Consider the following 3,908-nt stretch of genomic DNA (forward strand, 5'->3'; position numbering starts at 1 on the left):
GCTTTTATAATTGTTTTGCTCAATGAACGGGATGGGTTGTCTCAGGGTGAGATTGCTTTCGCTCTAAGAAAAGATAAATCAAGCATCACTCGGATGATAGTGAGCCTTGAAAATAAAGGTCTAATGCACAGAATTACTAGTAGTTATGACCGTCGTTACTTTAAAGTATCTTTAACAGATAAAGGTAAGAGCTTAGTTACAAATGTAATACCTTGTATTTCAGGAACTATTGATGTACTTGAAACAGGTTTTTCGCTTGAAGAAATGAATGAATTACGCAGGCTTCTAATTAAGATGCGCGATAATATGAAAAAATGATTTGCGTACACCTAATAGTTGATGTATCAACTATTAGAAAAGGAGGAGTATCATGTTTGAGCATATCAATCAAAATTATGAAGGAGTAGACTTTTGTAATCAAGATTTGAGGTATGGCGAGCTAACAAGTTGCACTTTCCATCGTTGCACATTTGCTAACGGATCGTTAGAGGAGATTACAACTAGGAACTGCCGTTTCGTCGAATGTAATTTTCGGGGTGCCTCGTTAAATAGCTCCGTTCATAAGGAATCCGCGTTTGAGAATTGTAACTTTACCGAAGCCAATCTATTTGTCTCGAAGTTTGAAAAATGTAAAATGACGGGTTCAGATTTTTCCAGTGCCAATATGGATGGAATCACCATATTCCAAGGGGATTGGTCTTATACTAATTTGAGAAATGCCAGACTGGTTAAGCAAGATTTACGTGGAACTAAATTTTATGAATCAGATTTAACCGAAGCAAATTTAGAAAAAGCTGACTTCAGAAATTGTGATCTTACGAGAACAATGCTAGCTAGAGCGAAATTACAGGGAGCCGATGTAAGGGGAGCTAAAATGGATGGTGTGGATTTCAAATCCATCACACTCAAGGGGTTACGAATGGATACAGAGCAAGCAGTGTTGTTTTCACTCTCGCATGGAGCAAAAATGAATTAAATGACTATCGGTCTCATCCTTCGTTCATCTAACGGGGAACGCTAGTTTAATAAAGTAAGTCTAAAACCTTCCAAAAGAAGCAAACTAGATTTAATAGCTCTTATGGGAGGTTTTATTTATGATTTTAATGTAAGGAGAAAATAACGTTCTAGACTGAAAAATAAAGTGCTAGACTCAGCAAATAAAGTTGTAGACTGAGAAAATAAAGTATTAGACTGACGATTCTTCATTAAGCTTACGGGTAGGAGGTTTAAGATCAATCTCGGTGAACCGTATCACAAATAGAGGCAATTTCTCTGAAGAAAAACTTGCAGAAGTCTGTATTTACAGAATGCGGACCCTTAAGAGTAGGTTAGGTCAGTCTTTATGGAGTATATTGTGTAAACAAGCTTATGCGCGCTTTTTTATTGTTATACAACATATGGATTTGGTTTGAATGACAGACTCATTCTTTAAAATAGGGCGTAATCCCTCTTGAATATAGGTTCTCCACTAACTTGAAAAATTCTTCTGACGATAAATCCTTTTGACGCTGGAGCCAAAGACGAAATAAAGAAAGGGAAGTTGTCAGGTAAAACTCAATTAAGTATGGCGTTAAGGAATGGTTTTGCGGAACGTTTAATTCTAATTGATCCAAAGTGATTTCTTTTTTTAAGCGTTTTAAAAAACGGGTACTTCCATAATCACCCAAAAGGGCATTAAGAACCAGGAGATGTTCTCTTTTGTCCAGACAATAGAGCGTATCTTGAACCGTATGCATCGATAGCTCTTTATTCGCCAATTCTTTTTTTAATTCATTCAATAAGTCATTTTCAACAGAGTCTAACAATTCGTAAATGTCAGTAAAGTATTGATAAAAGGTGCTGCGGTTATATCCTGACTTATTAGCAATTTCCCGAACCGAAATTTTCTCAATCGGCTTTTGGCTATATAACTCACAAAAAACTTCTACAAACTTTTGTCTTGTTTTCTCCGTTATTTGGGGTTGCTTTTTCATGTTTCCCTCCTACTAGCGAATAAGAATATCCCATCCGACAAATAATAAAAAACTGATGGTTGATCAAGGAATAATAAAGATTTACAATCACATCATACAACATGTTGCCTGATAATCAAAAGGAAATGTTAATAAGTAGGGGTGGTTTTAATGTCAGCAAAACAAGATAGAATTTTAATTTTTGGTGCAGGTGTTATCGGGAGCATGTACGCAATTAAGCTCATTGAAGCAGGGTTTGACGTTACCCTGTTTGCACGTTCTAATAGATTTAAATCATTAAAAGAAAATGGCCTGCAATATAAAGAAAAAGGTACAGTTAGATCGATACAAGTGAATGTCATTGATACGCTCGAAAATGACGATGTATACGATTTTATTTTCGTTACCGTTCGTTATGATCGGTCCGAATCGGCGTTGTTAGCGCTAAAAGATAATCAAAGCAAAAATATAGTTACGATGACTAATAATCCAATTGGATTTTCTTCGTGGCTGGATATCGTAGGGGATAGACTTTTACCAGCTTTTCCCGGCTTCGGCGGACAGATTAAAGATGGAGTATTGCATGCTCGATTTCTACCAAAGATTATAGCGGCAACTGCATTTGGAGAAATTAATGGTGTAGTGACAGAACGCATAGAAAACCTCGCAAAATTATTTAAAACAGCAAAGCTTCCCTACGTTATTAAAAAGGATATGCAAGCGTATCTAATCACACATTCCGTATCAGACATAGCCATGCTGAGCTTTTTACATTCTGAGAATAAGATAATTGACAAAAAAACAGCCAGAAAGACGGCACGCAAAATAACAGTCACTTTAAAAGCGTATCTAAGGGCAATACAAAAAGCTGGCGTTTCAATTGATCCACCAATGCTTAAAATGGTGCTTAAATTTCCAAACTTATTTTTGGATCTTTTCTTTATGACATGGCTACGAACTAAAATGGTTAGGGATATGATGTTGCCGGATTATGCGAATAATGCTAACAATGAGATTGTGCAGCTGAGTAATGATTTAATGAAATTTTTAAGTCAAAATGACATCAAACCGGAAATACATGTTCAGTAATTTTTTTGTTAAAATATTATGTTAATTTTTAATTTATTTTCATTAAATCCTTCAATTGGGCATTAATCTGAATATGAAAATCGAAATATATAGTTATTTCGTAGCATCCATGACTAAACTAACGGGAAACGATAATTGAACAACAACAGCGGCAGTCTAAGACTTTATTTATCAAGTCTTGTTCTGTCGCTGCTTTATTTATTGGACCCAGTCTAAAACTTATTTTTAAGAAGCTGATGATTTTTTAATTCAAAAACGTTGTTAACTCAACGACTCTAGTCTAAGACTTTATTTTCACAGAACATTTAAGTGAGTTATGGCGACTGTATGAAGCTGATAAACGTATCCAGGGGTTTAGTCCGAGTACATTGAAAGCATACGCCCTACAGTTCAAGATGCTGGTAAGAGAACTAGGAGACCTGGATATCCTGCGAAGGCGACCAGTTTTTTAGGATGATCAAATCGGTCGAATTCTCCAATTTCCGATATACTTGTTGCAGCAATTTTAGGGCCAATACCGGGAATCGACTGATTTAAATCATACTCTTCAATTTCTTTAGCCAGGGTATCAATGTTATTTTCCAACTCAGCAAGATGCTCCTGGTACTGAAGAATGAGGGTTATTAGGATCTTTAGGTTAATCAAGTGGCTTGAATACATGGTTTGTTGAAAGGGATTTTGTTTTGCTGCATCTACCAGGCGTTGGACTCTTTCGTTAATCCAGTTTTCTGAGCGCCCTCGTTTAGAAGAAAGTAGCAGACTGATCTTGATATAAAGTGTTGCTTCATCGGCTAATAGAACCGAACTTCGAAAACGATGTCTGGTATTTAGGGGACTGGGTAGAGGGACTTTCACCTTTTTATTCTG

The 3,908-nt window shown here is 36.2% G+C and carries 4 protein-coding genes and 1 pseudogene; 3 read left to right on the top strand and 2 right to left on the bottom strand.

What is annotated here, in order from left to right; all coding sequences use genetic code 11:
- Together GC093_RS22470 and GC093_RS22475 are read left to right on the top strand one after the other, a co-directional pair.
- A partial coding sequence (locus GC093_RS22470) for a MarR family winged helix-turn-helix transcriptional regulator (RefSeq protein WP_171654155.1) occupies positions 1-318 on the top strand: 318 nt, incomplete at its 5' end.
- Between the two features lie 52 nt (positions 319-370).
- Complete coding sequence (locus GC093_RS22475; RefSeq protein ID WP_171654156.1) at positions 371-976, top strand: pentapeptide repeat-containing protein; 606 nt, start codon at positions 371-373, stop codon at positions 974-976.
- Between the two features lie 445 nt (positions 977-1,421).
- Here the strand turns inward: GC093_RS22475 and GC093_RS22480 are convergent, their stop codons facing one another.
- Entirely contained in the window at positions 1,422-1,973 is a 552-nt protein-coding gene (locus GC093_RS22480) for a TetR/AcrR family transcriptional regulator (protein WP_171654157.1), read from the bottom strand.
- A 150-nt stretch (positions 1,974-2,123) separates the two neighbouring features.
- Between GC093_RS22480 and GC093_RS22485 the strand changes: the two genes are divergently transcribed.
- Positions 2,124-3,041 carry a ketopantoate reductase family protein gene (locus GC093_RS22485; RefSeq protein ID WP_171654158.1) on the top strand — a complete coding sequence of 306 codons (918 nt, stop codon included), beginning with the start codon at positions 2,124-2,126 and terminating at the stop codon, positions 3,039-3,041.
- A gap of 426 nt (positions 3,042-3,467) precedes the next feature.
- Here GC093_RS22485 and GC093_RS22490 read toward each other — a convergent pair.
- Positions 3,468-3,782 (bottom strand): annotated as a pseudogene (locus GC093_RS22490) (transposase); the annotation flags it as partial.
- Between the last annotated feature and the right edge of the window lie 126 nt (positions 3,783-3,908).

Source organism: Paenibacillus foliorum, assembly GCF_013141765.1.
Lineage (GTDB): Bacteria > Bacillota > Bacilli > Paenibacillales > NBRC-103111 > Paenibacillus_S > Paenibacillus_S foliorum.

Excerpts from the sequence above, each read along its gene's own strand:
- GC093_RS22475 (WP_171654156.1), top strand. The coding sequence starts at position 371 with ATGTTTGAGCATATCAATCAAAATTATGAAGGAGTAGACTTTTGTAAT.
- GC093_RS22480 (WP_171654157.1), bottom strand. The coding sequence starts at position 1,973 with ATGAAAAAGCAACCCCAAATAACGGAGAAAACAAGACAAAAGTTTGTA.
- GC093_RS22485 (WP_171654158.1), top strand. The coding sequence starts at position 2,124 with ATGTCAGCAAAACAAGATAGAATTTTAATTTTTGGTGCAGGTGTTATC.